Genomic DNA, 19022 nt, shown 5'->3' with positions numbered 1-19022 from the left:
GAGCGCGCAGTGTAGGTGGTCTGGGCGGGCAACGCGCAATCCGTTCCCGAGATGCGCGGCGCGCGAAGGGCTTGTTCAGCGTTGCCTTAGCATCGCCGGTCATGATCGAGACCCAAGACCTTGGCTACCAGTACCCCGGTGGCGCGGTGCTGCGCTTTCCCGATGTGCGGCTGCCCCAGGGCGGCACGCTGTTGCTGCGCGGCCCCTCGGGCAGCGGCAAGTCCACCTGGCTGGCGCTGGCGGCGGGGCTGCGTCGACCCAGCTGCGGTGAAATCATCGTTGCGGGGCAGGCTTTGTCGGGGCTCACGCCGCGCGCGCTCGACGCCTGGCGCGGCGCGCAGGTCGGTGTGCTGCCGCAGCGGCTGCACTTGAGCGCAGCGCTTTGCGTGCGCGAGAACCTGGCGCTGGTCTATTGGGCGGCGGGGCTGCCCAGCGATGAGGCGGCCATCGACGCGGCCCTGGCGGCGCTGGGCCTCTCGGCGCTAGCGGCGCGGCTGCCGCGCGAACTGTCGGTGGGCCAGGCGCAGCGCGTGGCGCTGGCGCGGGCCATGCTGCGCCGACCGCGGGTGCTCTTGGCCGACGAGCCGACCGCGAGCCTCGACGATGCCGCCTGCGCCGAGGCGCTGGGGCAGCTTGCCGCGACCGCGCAACGCTGTGGAGCGACCTTGGTCATTGCCACCCACGACGCCCGCGTGCATGCGGCCTGCCCCGACGCGCGGGTGCTGTCCTTCGCGCCGGTGTCGGGCGATGGGGCATCGGCGGGCTACGAATCCTTCCAGCGGGAGGCGGCATGAGCACGCTGCGACTCGCCTGGCGCAACCTGTGGGCGCAGCCGCTCACCGGAGTGCTCAACCTGCTGCTGCTGACGCTCGGGCTGGTGTCGGTGGGGTTCGTGCTGCTCGCGCGCGGCGCACTCGAACATGCGTTCGAGCGCGACCTCTCGGGCATCGACCTGGTGGTGGGCGCCAAGGGCAGCCCCATGCAGCTCATCCTCTCGGGCGTGTTCCACATCGACCAGCCCACGGGCAATGTGGCGCTCTCGGAGGTCGAGGCGCTCGAGCGCCAGCCGCTGGTGGCCGAGGTGATTCCGCTCTCGCTCGGGGATACAGTGGGCGGCTTTCGCATCGTCGGCACCACGCCGGCTTACCTGGCCCACTACCAGGCCAGTTTCGCGCAGGGCACCGTGTGGTCTGCCCCGATGCAGGCGGTGCTGGGCGCACAGGCGGCGGCGCGGCTGGGGCTGGGCGTGGGACAGCGCTTCGTGGGCGTGCACGGGCTGGGCGGTGGCGGTCACGCCCATGCGGCATCGCCCTACACGGTCACAGGCGTGCTCGCGCCTTGCGGCTGCGTGCTCGACCGCTTGGTGCTGACCGCCACCGAATCGGTGTGGCAGGTGCATGCGCACCCGGCGGCTGCGCCCGCTGCCGCGGACGAACATGATCACGAACATGAACCGCCAAAAGGCGCGGCCCCCGGACGCGACCCCACCCACGATGCCCATGCGGCCGAGCCGCCGCGCGAAGTGACCGTCGCGCTGGTGCGCTACCGCAGCCCGCTGGCCGCGGCCGTGTTGCCGCGGTGGGTCAACAACCAGACCCGCATGCAGGCGGCTTCCCCGGCGGTGGAGGTGTCGCGGCTGCTCGGGCTGATCGGCGTGGGCGCGCGGGTGGTCGAGGTCTTGGGCGCGGTGCTGCTGGCCAGCGCCGGGCTGTCGGTGTTCATCGCGCTGTGGAACGCGGTGCGTGCGCGCCGTGCCGACCTGGCGCTGCTGCGGCTGCTCGGCGCTCCGCCCGGGCGCATCGCCGCGCTGTTGCTCGCCGAGGCGCTGTGGCTGGCCCTGCTGGCCGCGGCGCTGGCGCTGGCCGCCACGCACGGGCTACTGGCCTTGGCGGCCTGGGGCACGGGCGCCGCGGGCGGTGCAGCCGAGCTGGGCGCGCTGCTGCCGCTGCGGGCGCTTGCGACACAATGGCAGAGCGTCGAGGCGGTGGTGCCTCTGCTCGCCGCGGGCGTCGCGCTTCTGGCTGCCGCCCTGCCGCTTGCAGCCGCGTACCGTGTGGACGTGGCCGAGGCGCTCTCTGGAGCCGAAATTTCATGAAAAAACCGTTGCTTGCCAGCGTGATCTGGTCATTGTTTGCTCTGGAAACAGGAGCGCAGGCGGTGCCGCCCAGGGCGGGTGCGGGCGCTTCCGCGGCGGCGGCATCCCAGACGGCGGCGTCCGCACCGACGGGACTTGCGTTTGGCACCGGCCCCGGCGTGCACAGCCCCGACAGCGCGTTTGCGCCTCTGCCTGCGCGCGACGACGTGGTGCCCTGGGAGCTGCTGACGGATGTGAAAACCCGCGCCGACAAAAACCGCCTGCTGCCCGTCTTCAAGCTCGCGCAGTTGCAATTGCACCAAAAGACGCAGCGCATCCAGGGATTCATGATGCCGCTCGAGCCCGGCGAGCGGCAAACGCACTTTCTGCTCAGCGCCGTGCCGCTGAGCTGCCCGTTCTGCGTCCCCGGCGGCCCCGAGAGCATGGTCGAGGTCAAGAGCCGCACGCCGGTCAAGCCCAGTAACGACCCGGTGGTGATGGAAGGGCGCTTCCTCGTGCTCCATGACGACCCCTACGGCCTCTACTACCGGCTGGTCGATGCGGTGCCGGTGAAGTAAGGTCAGGGCAACGCTGAACAAGTCCCTCGCGCGTCGCGCATCCCGGCTGCGGGCGGGTCACACGCGGATACAGGCGCGTCTAAACGATCTTTTTTGAGGGCCGTCTGGCGGGTTTGGCCGGGAGGGTGGGGGCCAGCGCGGTGTCGAGGCGCTGGTACAGGCCGAACAGGAAGGCCACGCGCTCGGCGTCACTGGCGTATCTTTTCTTGCCGCCAGCGGCTGCGGCATAGGCGGCATCCACCGCGGCGTCGAGCCGCTGGTGCGCCTTGAGCAGCTCGGGCGGCATGGTCAGCGGGTCGTAGAGGTCGGCCAGCGTCGCGTCGGGGAACCGGGCGCGGGCCTCGAGCACCGCCTGCGCTTCTTTTTCAATAGCATCCGTCCACCGTTTTACGCTGGCGTCCTCGGCTTTTGGTTCGCAAAACGGCCAGGGGAAGTTGTTGTAGACGATGCCGGCGGAGTAGCGGTAGCGGCTTTCGAGGCGGCCGCACACTGCGCGCATCCAGGCCATGTGCATCGCCGAGGTGAGGATGCCGAAGTGGTAGAGGGTGGCCGCTTGGCTGATGAGCGCGCTGTCGCTGGTGAAGGTATCGGGCGGGATGAACCCAATCGGAATGTAGTTGCGCCGTTCAGATGAAACACGCGGGATCAGCAGGTAGGTCGACGTCGGCATGTTCTCCACATGAAAGCGCGTCGGCGTTTGTGCGAGCTTTCGTGTCGGCGCGCTCTTGCTCGCCAGCCGGAACTGACGCACGGCTTCGACGCGCTTCATCGCCTCGGGCATCCGGCGCAACACGTCCGGCGGGCAGTCCCCCAGCCACAGACACCAGCGTTGGTAACCGTTGATGAACTCATCCGCGCCCAGCCAGCGGTGGAACCACTGCTCGGCCTGCGGCTCGCGTCGCAGGAACTCGGCCTTTTCGTCGTCGGTGAACAGATAGTGCCCGCCATCAATCGGCTTGTTGCCGATGCCGATTTCGGGAACCGGACAGAGCGGTGTGCTGCGGTTTTCCAGCACCACATCCGGCGCATCGACCAGATACGGATTGATGTTGGCCGCCTTCACCGCATGCGGCTCGCCCTTGATGTCGGCGTATTCAAAAATCGTCTTGTCGGGCCGGTCGTCGAGGCCGAAGCCGATGATGACGCAGTGCACCGCGGCTTTGCCGCGCGCTTCGTTGTTCCAGGCGAAGGTGCGGTGCGCGAAGTGGATGTGCACGCCCTGCGCGAGCAGCCAGCCCCAGAGCACGCCGACCTGCTCGCCCTGGGTGATGGAGTTGGTGGAGACGAAGGCGGCCTGGGGCGGGTTGACGCCGGCATCGCGCGCGGCGTGCAGGTAGCGCGTGGCCTTGACGTACCACGCGGCCACATAGTCGAGCAGGCCGGCGTTGGCCACGCCGTGAAAGACGGCGGCGGCGTCGGCGCGCTGGGCGTCGTTCATGAACTTGGCGCCCACAAACGGCGGATTCCCCAGCACATAACTGCAGCGCTCGGGCGGCAGCACCTCGGCCCAGTCGAGGGTGAGCGCGTTGCCGTGCACGATGTGCGGGCGGCTGCGCAGCGGGATGCGGGCGAAGTACTGGCCGAATTCCTCGCTCACGTGCAGGTTCATCTGGTGGTCGGTGAGCCAGAGCGCGACCTGCGCGATCTGGGCGGGGAATTCCTCGATCTCGATGCCGTGGAACTGGTCCACGTCCACGGCGATCAGCGGGCCCACATCCACATGCCCGGTCTGCGAGGCCAGCAGCGCGCTGGCGCGCAGCACCTCGAGTTCGAGCCGGCGCAATTCGCGGTAGGCGATGACGAGGAAGTTGCCGCAGCCGCACGCCGGGTCGAAGAAGGTGAGGCTGCGCAGCTTTTTGTGAAAGTCGAACAGCTTGTTGCGGTTCTTCTTGGCTTTGTCGAATTCGGCCCACAGCGCATCGAGAAACAGCGGCTTGATGAGCTTGGCGATGTTCTCCTCGCTGGTGTAGTGCGCCCCGAGGTTGCGCCGCGCGGTCTTGTCCATGATGGACTGGAACAGCGCACCGAAGATGGCGGGCGAGATGGCGCTCCAGTCGAGCGCGCAGGCGTCCAGCAGCGCCTCGCGCATGGCGGCGTCGAAGTCGGCAATGGGGATGGGTTCGGCGAACAGCTCTCCGTTGACGTAGGGGAATGCGGCGAGCTGTTCGTCCAGCGCGGTGCTGCGTTGGGCTTCAGGGGTGTTGAGCACCTGGAACAGCCGCGCGAGCAGCGGGCCGAGGTCGGAGCCGTCCTCGCGGGTGCGCTCCTCGATGTAGCTGCGCAGCGCCTGCGCGGGCTGGAAGATGCCGGTGTCGTCGGCGAACAGGCAGAACAGCAGGCGCACCAGCAGCACTTCGAGCGCATGGCCTTCGTAGCCCGAGGCTTTGAGCGCATCATGCAGCCGACCCATGCGCTCGGCCGCCTCGATGTTGACGGCGCTCTGCGGTGCCAGCGGCTGCGCCTCGTAGCCGGCGATGAAGCCGAAGTGGCGGATGTGCTTGTGCAATTCGGCCAGGGCGAACTCATGCGTCTGGCCGGTTTCGAGGTCGTGCAGTCGAAAGCGCGCGAAGTCGCTCACCACCACATAGCGCGGCAGGTCGCGTTCCTTGATGCCGGGGAAATAGTCCAGCGCCTGGGTGTAGGCGCGGTCGAGGTCCTTGCCGCGGGATTTCTGCTCCACCAGCAGCAGCCCCGGCCAGAACAGGTCCACATAGCCCTGGCCGCCGCCGAACTTCTTGACCGCGTGCTCGAAGGTGGCCACGCGCTTGTTGCTGATGCCGAAGATTTCGAAGAAGGCAATCCAGAAGGGCTTGGCCTCGCTGGCCTCGTCGCGGGCATCCGCCCATTCGCGGCTGAAGGCCAGCGCGCGGGCCTTGATTTCGTTCCAGGACAGGGGCATGGTGCGGTGGGTGTGGTGTTCTCAAGGGCTCAACCCCAGGCGCGGCTGAGCAACTCGTCGAGGGCGTCGGTGATGGCCTGGCCGTCGCTGCCGAGGCTGCCCACGCGCGCGCCGAGCGCCGAGGTGGGTACGGAGACCATGTCCAGCGGGTGCAGAACCACGCGCTCCCCCTCAATCTCGAACTCCGGGTTCAGCCGCGAGGGCACGATGCCGCTGCCCGCAGGCAGCGCGTTGCGCCGCACCAGCGGCACCACGACGCGGCGGCGGTAGCCATCGAACAGCGCCGACTGCACCACCACCACGAAGGGCACGGTGTCGCGCAGCGCGCCGGGGTTGCGGTGGACGTCGAACTGGGGCACGGCGGCGGGGCGGGCGGATGTGCAGGGTGGGGCGCGGCGCCGCTTTGGCGTGAGCGATCGGGTGGAGGGCGGCGTGAATCCTGAAGTTGCGCGCGCTCAGAGCGTGGTGTGTGCGTCGGCATACGAGCCGGCGGCTTCGGCCAGTGCGTTCCAGGCGCCCACGGCGCGCGCCGCCTGCTCGGCCTGGGCCTTCCGCGCCTGTTGCTGTGCGAGCACGAAGTCCGCGAGCAGCGCCTCGACGGTTTCGGAGAGGTTGCCGGTGTAGCGCCGCGCCTGATCGACCAGACCCTCGTTAAGACTGAGGTTGACGGGCCGCTTGCGGGCCGATGCGAGGGCAGGCATGGCGATCTCCTGAGTGTGGCGAGTCGTGCGCATTCTATGCGCAGGAAGAAGCAGCCCCCGACGGGCCATGCCCGCCTTCGCGCGCGCAGGCGCCAGCGCGCGCGAAGGCGGCGTGTCATCATCGTCGGCTTCGCGGCTTCGCGGCTTCGCGGCTTCGCGGCTTCGCGGCTTCGCGGCTTCGCGGCTTCGCGGCTTTGATCGCAGCTTTTGTTTCATGACCCTCAACCTCAACCACCCCGTGCTTTCCGCCTTGCTGCCGGTGGGGCTGTTGATCGGCATCGGGTTCGTCGCGGGGCGGCTGCGCTTCATCCGGGCGGAGTCGGTGCGCGACCTCTCCAACCTGGTGTTTCTGGTGCTGGCGCAGGCGCTGCTGTTTCGCACCATGAGCGCGGTGCGCGTCGAGCGGCTGGACTTTGGCGCGATGGCGCTCTACCACGCGGTCGCGGCGGTGTTGTTCTTCGCGGTGCTGGCGGCTCGAGGGTTCGACAGCCGCGCGGCGGTGTTGGCGCTGGCGTCGATCTTCAGCAACACGGTGATGATCGGCGTGCCGCTGGTGGGGCTGGCGTATGGCGAGGCGGGGCTGGTGCAGTTGTTTACCTTGATTTCCACGCATGCGCTGGTGCTGCTGACGCTGGCGACCGTGGTGCTGGAATTGCTCTCGGCCCGCGATCGCGCACGCGAGCCCGGCGCGGCGCCGCGGCACCTGGCGCGAACGGTGGCGCGGGCGGTGCGGAACGCGGTGATTCACCCGGTGCCGCTGCCCATCATCGCCGGCCTGCTGTATGCGCAGACCGGCTGGGGCTTGCCGCCGGTGGTGGATCGGCCGCTGCAACTGCTGGGCAATGCGTTTGGGCCGGTGGCGCTGGTGCTGGTGGGCGTGACGCTGGCGCAGACGGCGGTGGGCGCGCAGCTCAAAGGGGCGCTGGCGATTGCCGCAGTCAAGACCTTCGTGCACCCGATGCTGATGGGGCTGGCGGGCTGGGCCGCGGGCCTGCGCGGATTGCCGCTGGCGGTGATGGTGGTGGCCGCCTCGCTGCCGATCGGCGCGAATGTGTTTTTGTTTTCGCAGCGCTACCGGCGCGCCGAGGCACTGGTGACGGCGAGCGTGGCGGTATCGACCGCGCTGGCGCTGGTCAGTGTGTCGCTGGCGATGGCGCTGGTGCCATATCTGCCGCAGTAAGGCCGCCGCCGCTGGCGCTGTCAGGGCGCGAGGCGTTCGCGCACCCAGACGCCGTTTTCGAGGCGGTAGCGCAGCCGGTCATGCAGGCGGCTCCGACGGCCTTGCCAGAACTGCCACTGATCGGGCTTGAGTCGGTAGCCGCCCCAGTGCGGCGGGCGCGGCGGGTTGAGCATGAATTTCGCGCCGTATTTGGCCGCGGCGGTGACGAGCACGCTGCGGTCGGGGATGACTTCGCTTTGCGGGCTGGCCCAGGCGCCGATGCGGCTGTCGAGCGGCCGGCTGTGGAAATACGCGTCGCTCTCTTCAGGGCTGACTTTCTCGACCACGCCTTCGATGCGCACCACGCGCTCGAGCTCGACCCAATGAAACTGCAGCGCGGCGTAGGGGTTGCCGGCGAGCTCCTGGCCTTTACGGCTGTGGTAGTTGGTGTACCAGACAATGCCGCGCGCGTCGTAGCCTTTGATGAGCACCACGCGCGTGCTCGGGCGCAGGTCTGGCCCGACGGTGGCGAGCGTCATGGCGTTGGGCTCGGGAATTTCGGCGCGAATGGCTTCCTCGAGCCACTGCTCAAACTGTTTGAGCGGGTCGGCGTGGGAATGGGCCTCGCTGAGTTCGGCCTTCTCATAGCTCTTGCGCAACTGCGCGAGGTGGCGGGCGGTATCGGTCATGGACGTGGGGTCTTTCGGAGGTGGCGTCAACGCAGGCTCGTACCGGACGATGCCTCGTCGGGCCGCTCGATGAGTTCGATTTTGTAGCCATCGGGGTCGGTGATGAAGGCGATCACCGTGCGGCCGCCTTTGACCGGGCCGGGTTCGCGCGTGATGGTGCCGCCAGCGGCGCGGATTCGGTCGCAGGCGGCGTAGATGTCCGGCACGCCGATCGCGATGTGGCCGTAGGCCGTGCCGATTTCGTAACGATCCACGCCCCAGTTGTAGGTGAGCTCGATCTCGGCTTGCGCGGGGTTTCCACCTTCGTAGCCGAGGAAGGCGAGCGAGTATTTGTACTCGGGGTTCTCCGAGGTGCGCAGCAGCGTCATGCCCAGCACCTGGGTGTAGAAGTCGATCGAACGCTGCAGATCACCGACCCGCAACATGGTGTGCAAAATGCGCATCGAAAACTCCAGGACTTCGGGGTTCAAGGGGGCGTGCAGCGGTAGCGGTGCAGGACGCGATAAAACACCCCCTGCGCCGACGAGCACGATTCAACGAGAGCATACCCGCGCACCGCCCAGTGCACGCCCCGAGCGCCGCGCGGCGGCGGGAGTGCAGCGGCTTGCGCCCGGCGCGCCAGCGTCACATGGGGCTGAAATGGTCGAGGGTCGACCCGGTGGCCTGCCGCGACGATGCGGTCTGCCAGGCGCTGGTGCAGCGTGAGCAGACCCTCGGGCACGGCCACGGGCATCCAAACGGCAATGCCATGTGGCCACAGCGCGTAGCGGTCGCCCTCGAGGTCGAAAAGGGTGCAAGCGACTTTGAGTCGTCGAATCCAGCGCGGCAGCTCGGACTCGTGCACGGCACCCAGGTAGTGCAGGGTCAGGTGCAACTGCGCCGCATCGACCAGCCGCACCCCGCGGGGCCAGGCTCCAAGCGCCTGCCTCGCCCGCAGCGCCGATCGGGTCCGGCCGTCCGGCCACAGGGCGATAAAGAGGCGGCGTGTCGGCGGGGACGTGTCCGGGGACGGGGGCACCGGCGACGGGTCTGAGCGTGCGTGTGCGGCCATGGCGACGTGAACTACTGCGCGTGTCCGAGGTTTATGTCGTTCCTTTGGACCACGAAGGCCCACCGTCTTCGTTGAGAATCATCGGTTATCTTCAAAACCATGATTCCACGCCGTCTATTTCTCAAGGGTATCGCCCCGCTGACTTGGCCGCTGCCTGCGGCGCTGGCCGGCTCGGCTGCGGCTGCAGCGGCGTCCGGCTCGTCGCTGGACGGCGCGCCGCGCACGACCCAGGCTGCTGCGCCGCTGCAGTCCCTGGCGTTTTATTACGGAGCGCAAATTCCGTTCGACGAACTGTCGGCGTTCGACGGCGTCGTGCTCGAGCCTGAACATGCGCTGGCGGCGGACCCGGCAGTCGTCGCTCGGCTCGCGCCGCAGACGCTCGCGATGGCCTATGTCTCGCTCGGAGAGGTGCAGGCGAGCCGGCCCTACGCGGCCGATCTGCCCGCAGGTGCGGTGGTCGGCCGCAACCCCGAATGGGATGCCCAGATCATCGACCAGACCCATGCGCGTTGGCCGGCCTTTGTGGCAGAGCGGATCATTGCACCGCTTTGGAAGGCAGGCTTTCGGGCATTCTTTCTCGACACGCTGGACTCCTATCACCGCATCGCGAAAACCGACTCCGCCCGCCTACAGCAGGCGCAGGCCTTGCGGGCCACGCTGCGGGGACTGCAGCAGCGATACGAGGGCATTCGTTTCCTGCTCAACCGCGGTTTCGAGCTGGTCGATGCCGAACTCGCCCCCAGCGTGCTCGCGGTCGCCGCCGAGTCGCTGTTCCAGCGCTGGGACCCACAAAGCCGTCGTTACGGCGAAGTGCCCGAGGCCGACCGCCGTTGGCTGTTGGACCGCTTTGCCGAGCTGCGCAGCCGTTACGGGATTGCGGGCGTCGGCATCGACTATTGCGCCCCCGCCGAGCGGGCGCTGGCCCGGCAGACCGCGCAACGCATCGCCGATGCGGGATTGATCCCTTGGGTTGCCGAACCCTCCCTGACAAGCCTTGGGGTGAGCACGATCGAGGTGCTGCCGCGCAAGGTTTTGCTGCTGCACGCCAACCCAGACGGCAATACGCCGGATCTGCAGGCCGAAAGCGCCCATATGTATGGCGCACTGCCGCTGGAATACCACGGCTTCGTCCCCGAATACCGATACGTTGGCGATGCGACGCCGGTGGAAGGGCCGCTGGCCGGCCGCTACGCGGGCGTGGTGTTGTGGTCCGACCGATCCGAGGTGCCCGAGCCCGCGCGCGCCTTGCTTCGGCTGGCGCGCGAGCAGGGTGTGCCCTGTGTCATTCTGGGGCAGAGTGAACCCGCCTTGTTGCGCGATTTTGGCTTGCAACCCGGGGTCGATGCCCTGCCCGGGCCGATTCGGGTGCAACGTCTACCAGCGGTCCCCGCGGGCGAGGTGCTGCCGCTGATCGCTCCAACCGATACGGTGGAGTTGGCGGCGGGGGCGGGCAGCGAAGTTTGGCTTTCGGCACTAGCCCGCGATGGTCGCCGCATGGACGGCGCGGCCATCACGCCCTGGGGCGGCTACGCACTGGGCAACTTCGGCGTCTTCAATTTGCCTGGGGCTGCCGGCGCGCGCTGGTCGGTCGATCCGATCGAGTTTTTCCGCCGTGCGCTGCGCGTGAGCGACGCGCCGATGCCCGACGTCACCACCCGCGTCGGGCGGCGGGCGTTTTTCGTGCATTTCGATGCCGATGGCTGGGTCAACCGCTGCGACCGACCCGGCTCTCCGCTGGTCGCGGAGGTACTGTTGCGTGAGTACATCGAGGTCTACCGCACGCCGATTCTGGGCTCTGCGGTCGTGGCCGAGATTTCGAAAGAAGGGGTCTACCCGGAGACGGCTGAAGCCGCTCAGCAATGGGCGCGTCGGCTCTTTGCCTTGCCCTTCGTCGAAGCCGGCAGCCACAGCTGGAGCCATCCGTTCGACTGGGTCGTGGCCGCAGGCGAGCAGAGCAGCCACCGGCCCTACAACCCGCTCAAATACGGCGCCTACCTGCCGGTGCCGGGCTATCGCTTCAGCACCGAGACCGAGGTTGTCGGCTCGAAGCGCTGGATCGAGCAAAACCTATTGCCACCCGGGAAGGCGTGCAGCATGTTCCTCTGGCCTGGGGATTGCAATCCCCCCGTGAGCGCGGTTGCCGCGGTGTATGCCGCAGGCATGGGCAACATCAACGGCGGCGGGGCGACGATCACACGCTCGGCACCGACCCTCTGCAATGTCTGGCCGCTGGGGATCCCGAAAGGGGGCCGTTGGCAGGTGTATGCGCCGATGTCGAACGAACAAGACTACACGAACAATTGGACCGGCCCGTTTTTTGGCTTCGAGCGCGCCATCGAAACCTTCGAGCTCACCGACGCGCCGCGTCGGCTCAAGCCGCTCAACCTCTACTTTCATCCCTACGTGGTCTCGAATGCTGCGGGGGCCAAGAGCCTGCACAAGCTCTGGCGTTGGGCCCTGGCTCAGCCCGTGCACACGATCTATGCGAGCCAGTATTTCGCGAGCGTCCTGGCCTGGCAGCGGGCCGTGGTCGCGCGTCGGCTCGACGGGGGCTGGCAATTGCGTGCGCCCGACGCCCTGCGTCAGTGGCGGCAGCCGCTGCCTTCGGCTGCGCCCGATCTCCGTCGCAGTCAGGGACTGGCGGGCTACAACGAACATGCGCAGATGCGCTACCTGCATGCCGTGGCCTCCACCGTCGTCCTGCGCACAGCCTCCGAGCTTGCGGCTGCCGCGCCGCGCTTGGTCGATGCCAATGCCGCCGTGGTCCGGTGGGAGGCGATGGACCAGCGCCTCGAGGTCGAGTTTTCCGGCCATGGCCCGCTCGACGTTCGGTTCGAATGGCCACCGGGCTGGCGTGTGAAGGATGCGGCCAGCAGGGGCTGGCGGATCGAACGAGAGGCAGGTGGCGTTTGGCGCCTCGCATCCAAGCACAGCCGCGGTTCGATCGAGCTCGAGTTTCGGGCTGGATGAGCTTTTGACGCCGCAGAGCCCATGCCCGCGCCGCCCGATCGCCATTCCAACCGTCCGCCACCGCTGACCGTGGTGCCGGACGATCCGAGCCGCAGTCGGCTGTTCCCGCGCGGAACTCTGGTGGGCTTGGCCTTGCTCGGCCTCGCCGCCATGGCCGTGATGTGGCCGGAGCGGCAATTGGCGCGTTTCGTGGAGGCCAGCCAGGACGACCGTTTGGCGATTCAGTACCTCGAGCAATTGTTGCGGCTGCGTCGCGGCGATGTCCAACTGCGCCTGCAGCTTGCGCGGCGCTACCTCCACGCGGGCGAGCCCGATGCGGCGCTCGAGGCACTGGCACCCTTGGGCAACGACCCGCGCGCGGATGCTTTGCGTTTGGGCGTCTATCAGCGGCGCTGGTTCGACGCGCAAGCCCAGGGGAAGGCGGACGAGCAGGCCGCCGCCGAAGCCGCCTTGCGTAGGCTCCTGGCGCGTGCCGCACCGCCGGAGCGTTTCGATCTTTGGCGCGAGCGTCTGGTTACCGCTCAGGCGCTGGGCGATGCAGCGCTGATCGAGCGGACCGCGGCGTCGGTCGAACGCTTGCTGCCGCTGCCGCTGGCGCAAGCCCGCGAGGCGGTGTCGGCACTCGTGGGCATCGGGCAGTACCGGCGCGCCGCCGAAGTTGCGCTGCGGTCCTTGCGCGCGGTGTCCAATCCGGTGGCCCGCCGCGAGTTGCTGATGCTCGCGGCCCAGGCCTTGCTGGCTTCGGGCGATGCGGTGGCGGCCTATGACACGGTTGCGCCCCTGGCGCGCAGCGGACCGGTCGACACCGATCTGGCCTGGTCGCTGCTGAAGTGGGCCTTGGCGGCGAATCGACCCGGTGATGCCCGGCAGTGGCTGCTTCAGGCGTGGCCCGCAGCGAACACGGCGCAGAACAGCACGGCGCGGTTGACGCCCGAGCAGGCCGAGTGGGCCTGGCGCGCGGCGCTGGGCGGCGCGGACTTACCGCTCGCGCTGCGCGTCGCCGATGCGGTCCTCGCGAACCAAGCCAGCGAGGAGTGGGCGCGACGCCGCGCGCAGGTGCTGGAGTGGAGCAATCAGCCCGACGCGGCCATGCGGCAATGGATGGCCTTGCTCGAGCGTCATTTCAGCACCGAGGCGCTCGAACAACTGGGCCGGCTTGCCACCGCCTTGGGTTCCGGGCCTGGGCAAATCGCCTACTGGCGTACCCGTGAGCGTTCGGGCAAGCTCACCGCCGCAGAGTGGGAGCAATACGCGAAGGCCGTCGAGCTTCAGGGCGATGCCCGCGAGGCGGTCGCCGTGCTGCGGCGAGGCGCGCTGCAGCACCCCCGGCTTTACGGCCGCATGGGCTGGCTCTTGCTGGCGATGGGGGAGATCGACGAGGCGAAAGCCGCTTACGCCCGAGGGCTCGAGGCCGGTGCGCTCGACCTGCAGGCAGCCATGGACGATGCGCTGTTGCTGATTCAGACCGGTGCTTACGAGGCAGCCCTCGAGGTGCTCGAGCGCACCCGCACCGCTCCAGGCACAGAGGCCCAGCGCATCGCCCACGGCGGCTTGCGCGGCGACCTTGCGTGGGACCTCGGCCGGGTGCCGCAGGCGGTGGGCGCCTACCGGGAACTGTGGGCCGCGCCCGCGCTGCGCCGCGGACTCAAGCCCTATCAGTTCCAGCGTTTCGTCGCGGGGGTGGCGGAAACCGAAGGCCCGGCAGCGGCCCTTGCCCTGATCGAACAGGTTTGGTCGGAGGCCCCGAGCGCCGCGTTGGCGATGCAGTGGTTGGCGGCGCTGGTCAAGCAGCCCAGTTTGGCGGGGCTCGAAGCGTGGCAGCGCGCGACGGCCTCACTCGCCGGGCAGCTCGAGCGCGATGCCGCCGTGCACGCGGCCAGGGCGCAGGTGTGGTTGGCGCTCAAGCGTTCGAATGCGGCCCTCGGTGATCTGCAGCAGGCGGTGCGTCTGGATCCGGCCAGTCGCGACTATCGCGTGGCCTTGATGTGGTTGTTACTCGATCTCCAGCGTCTCGACGAGTTGCGTCAGCAGGTTCGGTCGGCCGCACGAATGTTGTTGACCTCGACCGAGGGCCAGGATTTGCTTGCGGTTGCCTACCAAGCACTCAATGATCTGCCGCGGGCCCTGGCGCTGTCGGCACGGCTGTACCCGAGAAAGCGTGGTGACGCGCTGTGGCTCATCAACTATGGCGACTTGCTCACGCGCGCGAACGACGGCGTGCGGGCACGCGCGGCCTACGATCGGGCCTGGACGCTGCTGCAACAGGCGGCGCGCACCGGTGGCGCTGCGGGCGGCGGCAACGCGCCGAGCTTCGAGCAACTGCTGGCGGCTTTGCGCCTGGCCAAAGAGCCGCCCGATCGGGTGTCCGCGTCGCAGCAACAGCGGCTCATCGCTGCGTTACGTGAGAAGCTGCGCTGTACCGGGCAGCCCGTCTCCTGCACCGAGCGATTGCCCGAGCAGGCGCGCGCCCAGCTCGATGCGGCCATCGCCACCTGGCTGGTTCGTCTCGACACCAAGGATGCGGCGCGTGCCTGGTTGGCGAAGGCGGTGCTGACTCAGGCCGATCGACAGTCGATCGAGTTGCAAATTGCGCTTGCCGAGAACGATCGTCAGCGCGTCGACGAACTCATCGACGCGGGTGCTCTGAGGGCACTGACGCCGATCGACCGGGTGGAAGCATTCCGCGTGGCGGGGCGGAACATGGATGCGCGGGCGCAGGCGGCCGAGGTGCTCGAGGAGACCGCCGATCGCGGGCAGAACAGTGACGCCATCAAGGCGCTCATGCGGGATGAAACCCAGCGCCGCATCGACATCGCCCACCAAACGGGGTTGCGATTCGAGCATCGCCTCAACGACGTCGTGCGGCGCGAGGGTCCGGTCCTGTCGCAGAGTGTCACGCTGACATCTCAGCTCAAGCTCACGCTCGATTTGGGGCGTTGGCGGCTGCAGTCGACCAATGCGCAAGCGTTGACCGGGCTTCCGGCTCAGGCGCAGGAGGCCCGAGTCGCCCTGCAGTACGCGGACGAGGGCTTGCGCGCCAAGCTTTCGGTGGGACGCAACGAGGCCGTCGGTGCGACGAATCCGCTGTCGCTCGAAATCCAAGGCAAACTGCCCTGGGGCATCCAGGGGGATTTCCAATGGCACCGCAACGAGGTCACCGAGGATTCGGCCGCTTTGCTGGTTGCGGGTAAGGCCGACCGCGTGCATGCCGGGGTCAGCAAGACCGTCGGGCGTTGGTGGGTGCAGGGCGGGCTCGATACGCTGCGCTATTCGACCCGATTGGGCGCGCATCTGGGCAACGCGCAGCAGGCCGATGTTCAAGCCGGGGTGTGGCTGCGCCAGGGCGAGCCCGACATTGGTCTGCGCGCCTCCGTGACGAGCCGACGATCCCAAGCGAACGGGGTGCCCGAGGCGGCGTACGCGCGGCTCGACATCGACGGTAACCGGCCTGATGCCCGCTTTTTCGTGCCCGCGGGGGATGATTTCGTGGGCGTGGGCCTCACGATCAACCAGTTGGCCGCCGACCGTTACAGTCGGCACTGGTTGCCTTTGTTGGATGCGGGCTGGACACAGTCTCGGCGTCAGGGTGGGGCTTTGGAATGGACGCTCGGTGTGCAAGGGCCGGTGGTCGGTGCAGACCGCCTGTCGCTCGTGTACCAGCGGCGGCGGGATGCCGCCGGGCAAAGCCGTCAGTGGAGCATCCAATATCGGATCTGGTATGGACCCTGAGGCTGCGTGAACGGTCGCGCCCGCCGGTTGGATGGTCGGTGTCGCGCGTGGATGGAAGCTTGAATCGAAGAGGAGTCGCGTATGTGGACGGGAAATGATGCCTTTGGATGGCTGCGCGGGGTCGCGCGGGTGGTGCTGCTCGCTGGGGCGCTTGGGAGCCTCGCAGCTTGTGTGACGCAGGCCATTCCGGGCAACCGGGTGAATTTGGACGCGAAGGCGCGGGTGGCGCTGCTGCCTTTGGCCAATGCCACCGAAGTTCCGCAGGCGCAGGACCGCGTCGGGGCCATCGTGGGGTCTTTGCTGCGCCAAAAGGGTTTAGAAGACCTCGTGGTCTATCCGCAGAAGCTCCCGGACAACCCGCTCGAGGGCGCGCCGGTCGTCACGCCGGAGCAAGCCCTCGAGTGGGCGCGCAAGCAAGACGCCCGCTATGCCATCACAGGGACGGTGACCGAATGGCGCTACAAGACCGGCGTCGATAACGAGCCCGCGGCCGGGGTGATGCTGCAGTTGCATGAGCTGCCCTCGGGTCGGGTGATCTGGTCGGCTTCGGGTGGGCGCACCGGCTGGGGGTATCAGGGTCTCGCAGCGGTCGGGCAGGCGCAGATCGCGGACCTGCTTTCCGGGATGACGGTGACGGCGCCTCCGGCAAAGCCGCAGGCCACGGAATGATCGAACGCGTTCGACGCTTCGCGGCGCTGCGCCGGCTGTGGACGCCTCGCGGCTGGCTGGCGCGCCTGCGCGCGCGCGTCGTTGCAGGACGGCACGTACAGGAAGAGCCTGGCTGGTTGCGGCTTTGGCGTTTTTTGCGGGTTTGGCGTCCCAGCGAGCGCGGGGATCGCTGGCTTGCGATGGCCGAGAGTGCGGCGCTGCCCCTGTTGGCGCTGGCCCTGGCTTGGCGCATCGATCCCTCCGACCCTTTGGGGTTGAATTCGGGTTTTCCGTGGATATGGTTTGGGCCCTGGCTCGCGGGCGTGCGCTACGGCGCGGGCTATGGGCTTTTTGGCGTCGCGCTCTACCTCACGGTGTGGGCAGTCTGGGCGTCACCCCAAGCGCTGGAGTTCCCGGGTGAATTTTTCCTGGGCGGCGCCCTGGTGAGCTTGATTTTGGGCGAGTTCGGCTCCGCCTACCGCAATCAGGCCGAGCGTCATCGTGAGGTGGAGCAAGACCTGATGGCCCGGCTGGAGCGCACGAAGCGCCGCTTGTTCGTCATTCGGGAATCGCTGGCGCAGCTCGAGCAGGAGCTGACCGATCGGCCCATGACCTTGCGCGACGCGCTGCTCGCGCTGCGGCGCCGGCTCGTCGACTACGACGGGGAGCCGAGGTCGGGCGGCGTCGCCTTGCCCGATCCGGCGGCGTTTCTCCAACTGCTCAGTCAAAGCTGCCGGATCGTCGAGGCCGGTATCTATCGGCGAAGCGAATCGGACTGGAGCTTGATGGCGCAACTCGGCCAACAGCTTCCGGCGCTCGCTCCGTCGCATCCCCTGATCGCCCATGTGCTCGAAACCGGTGAGGTGGCCCACATCGCAGAGCCCCGCCTGACCGACCCGAGGTTCAACGAGTGGGTGTTTGCGGCTGCTTTGCGCCGTGACCAAGCGGGCGAGGTCGATGCGGTGCTTGCCGTCCACACCATGCCGTTCATGGCGTTCGACGAAGTCAACCTGCGTCGGATGCAGGTTCTGTGTACCTCGTATGCGGATTTCGCCCAGCTGGAGCAGGGCGTTGCCGAAGTGCGCGCGGCGTGGCCTCAGGCCCCGATCAGCCTGCAGCAAGAATGGGCGGAACTCGCTTCGCTGTATCAGCGCTCGCGCCTGACGAGCTACTGCGCGCTCTGGGTGGGCAAGGAGCGTCTCAGTACCGAGGTGCTGCAGGAGTTCGCTGCCATGCAGCCGGCAGACTCGAGCCAGTGGATCCTGCCCACGGCCCATGGCCACGATGTTTTGTTGGTGCTCTTGCGCATCACCGGCGGCGCCGGTCTGGTCGTCTACCGCCGGGAGATGATCGAAGCGCTCGAGGGCATCCTCAGCCGGCGGGGCGTGCCGAAGCAAGCGATCGCGCTCGACTTCCATCCGGTTCGCAGTGCCGAGGACTTTGCGGGTCTGCGCCGGCACCTGGAGCGGCTTTGAGGCGCAGTGACGCACCGCTATGGATCCGATCCAGTTCTACAAACTTGCCTTCCTCTCGCTGAGCCTCGAATCGGCGGCCCTGGTGTTGCTCAACACGCGGGGCGACGCTTATTTCTTTGCCTTTTGGGTGACCCATGGGGCCGCCGCGGTGGTCGCCGCGTGGCTCGTCTGGACGACCTTGCCCAAGACGCTGCGGCGGCCACGTCGCTACGCACTCTCTTTGGTGTTCCTGCTGGCCTTGCTGTTTCCCTTGCTGGGGGTGGCGGGGCTGGTGGTGGCGGTCCGCATTGCTTTGGCTAGCCCCAAGGCACCCCGGGTGCAGGATGCGGTGCAGGACGCGCCAAAGCTCGAGATTTATGCCATACGCCCAGGCATGGATCATGAAGTCGATGCCCTGCCCCCCGGCAAAGTGGCGCGCATCGCGGTCGATCCGAAGCGCTCGACCTCGCAGCGCATCCGCGCGGTGCTCGCGCTGCGGGATATGCCCGCGCGCCTCGCGCTGCCGCTGCTGCGCCAGTTGTTGGGGGACCCGGACGAGGAGATTCGGTTGCTGGCTTACAGCATCGCGAGTACCTGGGAGCAGCGGGTCACGGCCGATCTACAGAAGGTCAAGCAGGAGTTTGAAGCCTTGCAGGCGCGGTCGACCGCGCGCCCTGAAGCGCTGGCCCAAGCGGCCAAGCGCGTTGCCGAGTTGCAGATGGAGTTCATCTACCAGGGGCTGGCGCAGGGCGATTTGCGCCGCTTTGCGCTGGACCAGGCTTGGACCTACACCCAGTTCGGCCTGCGGGTGCAGCCGAACGATCCGACGCTGTTGATGCTGCAGCTTCGCTTGGCCATGGCTCGAGACGATCTCGACGCCGCGCAGGACGCCTTGATGCAGCTCGACGAGAATGCCAGCCCCGCCGTATGGGTGCCCTACGCGGCCGAACTGGCCTGGAAGGCGCGTCACTTCACGGCGGTTCGTGCCATCCTCTCGCAGTTGCGTATGGCAGAGGTGGCTCCGCGACTGCGGCCCATGATGCAGCTTTGGTTCGCCGAGGAAGGCTGAG

At 68.0% G+C, this 19022-nt stretch carries 15 protein-coding genes; 9 read left to right on the top strand and 6 right to left on the bottom strand.

Annotated features, from left to right (window positions below; all coding sequences use genetic code 11):
- Nucleotides 1–101 precede the first annotated feature (101 nt).
- Genes EDC62_RS02155 through EDC62_RS02145 form a run of 3 tightly spaced genes read left to right on the top strand, consistent with a single transcriptional unit; the run spans nt 102 to nt 2652 of the window.
- On the top strand, nt 102–794 hold the full coding sequence (locus EDC62_RS02155) for an ABC transporter ATP-binding protein (protein ID WP_124219964.1): 693 nt from the start codon (nt 102–104) through the stop codon (nt 792–794).
- Entirely contained in the window at nt 791–2095 is a 1305-nt protein-coding gene (locus EDC62_RS02150) for an ABC transporter permease (RefSeq protein ID WP_124219961.1), read from the top strand. Before EDC62_RS02155 ends, EDC62_RS02150 begins: the two co-directional genes overlap by 4 nt.
- Nucleotides 2092–2652 (top strand): hypothetical protein, encoded by a 561-nt coding sequence (locus tag EDC62_RS02145; RefSeq protein WP_245968709.1) that lies wholly within the window; start codon nt 2092–2094, stop codon nt 2650–2652. The genes EDC62_RS02150 and EDC62_RS02145 overlap by 4 nt, the downstream gene beginning before the upstream one ends.
- Before the next feature lie 79 nt (nt 2653–2731).
- Here the strand turns inward: EDC62_RS02145 and EDC62_RS02140 are convergent, their stop codons facing one another.
- From EDC62_RS02140 to EDC62_RS02130, 3 genes are all read right to left on the bottom strand, one after another.
- Entirely contained in the window at nt 2732–5551 is a 2820-nt protein-coding gene (locus EDC62_RS02140; protein WP_124219959.1) for a class I SAM-dependent DNA methyltransferase, read from the bottom strand.
- A gap of 29 nt (nt 5552–5580) precedes the next feature.
- Nucleotides 5581–5910, bottom strand: coding sequence for a CcdB family protein (locus tag EDC62_RS02135; RefSeq protein ID WP_124219956.1), 330 nt, complete (start codon nt 5908–5910; stop codon nt 5581–5583).
- Between the two features lie 96 nt (nt 5911–6006).
- Nucleotides 6007–6252 (bottom strand): type II toxin-antitoxin system CcdA family antitoxin, encoded by a 246-nt coding sequence (locus EDC62_RS02130; protein ID WP_124219954.1) that lies wholly within the window; start codon nt 6250–6252, stop codon nt 6007–6009.
- Between the two features lie 214 nt (nt 6253–6466).
- On the opposite strand from EDC62_RS02130, the gene EDC62_RS02125 reads away from it, so the two are divergent.
- On the top strand, nt 6467–7432 hold the full coding sequence (locus EDC62_RS02125; RefSeq protein WP_124219951.1) for an AEC family transporter: 966 nt from the start codon (nt 6467–6469) through the stop codon (nt 7430–7432).
- Between the two features lie 20 nt (nt 7433–7452).
- On the opposite strand, the gene pdxH is transcribed toward EDC62_RS02125, so the two are convergent.
- The 3 genes from pdxH to thpR are packed head-to-tail and all read right to left on the bottom strand — an operon-like array spanning nt 7453 to nt 9151.
- Nucleotides 7453–8100, bottom strand: a complete 648-nt coding sequence (gene pdxH, locus EDC62_RS02120) for a pyridoxamine 5'-phosphate oxidase (protein WP_124219948.1) — start codon at nt 8098–8100, stop codon at nt 7453–7455.
- A 26-nt stretch (nt 8101–8126) separates the two neighbouring features.
- Entirely contained in the window at nt 8127–8543 is a 417-nt protein-coding gene (gene gloA / locus EDC62_RS02115) for a lactoylglutathione lyase (protein ID WP_124221078.1), read from the bottom strand.
- 23 nt (nt 8544–8566) lie between these two features.
- Nucleotides 8567–9151, bottom strand: a complete 585-nt coding sequence (gene thpR, locus EDC62_RS02110) for an RNA 2',3'-cyclic phosphodiesterase (RefSeq protein WP_124219945.1) — start codon at nt 9149–9151, stop codon at nt 8567–8569.
- 99 nt (nt 9152–9250) lie between these two features.
- Between thpR and EDC62_RS02105 the strand changes: the two genes are divergently transcribed.
- From EDC62_RS02105 to EDC62_RS02085, 5 genes are all read left to right on the top strand, one after another.
- Nucleotides 9251–12121: a bifunctional glycoside hydrolase/polysaccharide deacetylase family protein gene (locus tag EDC62_RS02105; RefSeq protein WP_124219943.1), complete on the top strand. Its 2871-nt coding sequence runs from the start codon at nt 9251–9253 to the stop codon at nt 12119–12121.
- Nucleotides 12122–12142: 21 nt separating this feature from the next.
- Nucleotides 12143–15850: a tetratricopeptide repeat protein gene (locus EDC62_RS02100; RefSeq protein WP_124219940.1), complete on the top strand. Its 3708-nt coding sequence runs from the start codon at nt 12143–12145 to the stop codon at nt 15848–15850.
- 81 nt (nt 15851–15931) lie between these two features.
- Entirely contained in the window at nt 15932–16519 is a 588-nt protein-coding gene (locus EDC62_RS02095) for a penicillin-binding protein activator LpoB (RefSeq protein ID WP_124219938.1), read from the top strand.
- Nucleotides 16516–17973: a hypothetical protein gene (locus tag EDC62_RS02090; RefSeq protein ID WP_124219935.1), complete on the top strand. Its 1458-nt coding sequence runs from the start codon at nt 16516–16518 to the stop codon at nt 17971–17973. The genes EDC62_RS02095 and EDC62_RS02090 overlap by 4 nt, the downstream gene beginning before the upstream one ends.
- Nucleotides 17974–17992: 19 nt before the next feature.
- Nucleotides 17993–19021, top strand: coding sequence for a hypothetical protein (locus EDC62_RS02085; protein ID WP_124219933.1), 1029 nt, complete (start codon nt 17993–17995; stop codon nt 19019–19021).
- The last annotated feature ends 1 nt before the right edge of the window (nt 19022 follow it).

The sequence above is a fragment of the Tibeticola sediminis genome, from assembly GCF_003843835.1.
GTDB lineage: Bacteria > Pseudomonadota > Gammaproteobacteria > Burkholderiales > Burkholderiaceae_C > Tibeticola > Tibeticola sediminis.
Note: the sequence above shows the minus strand (reverse complement) of the source record. Positions and strands in the feature narration are given on the sequence as shown.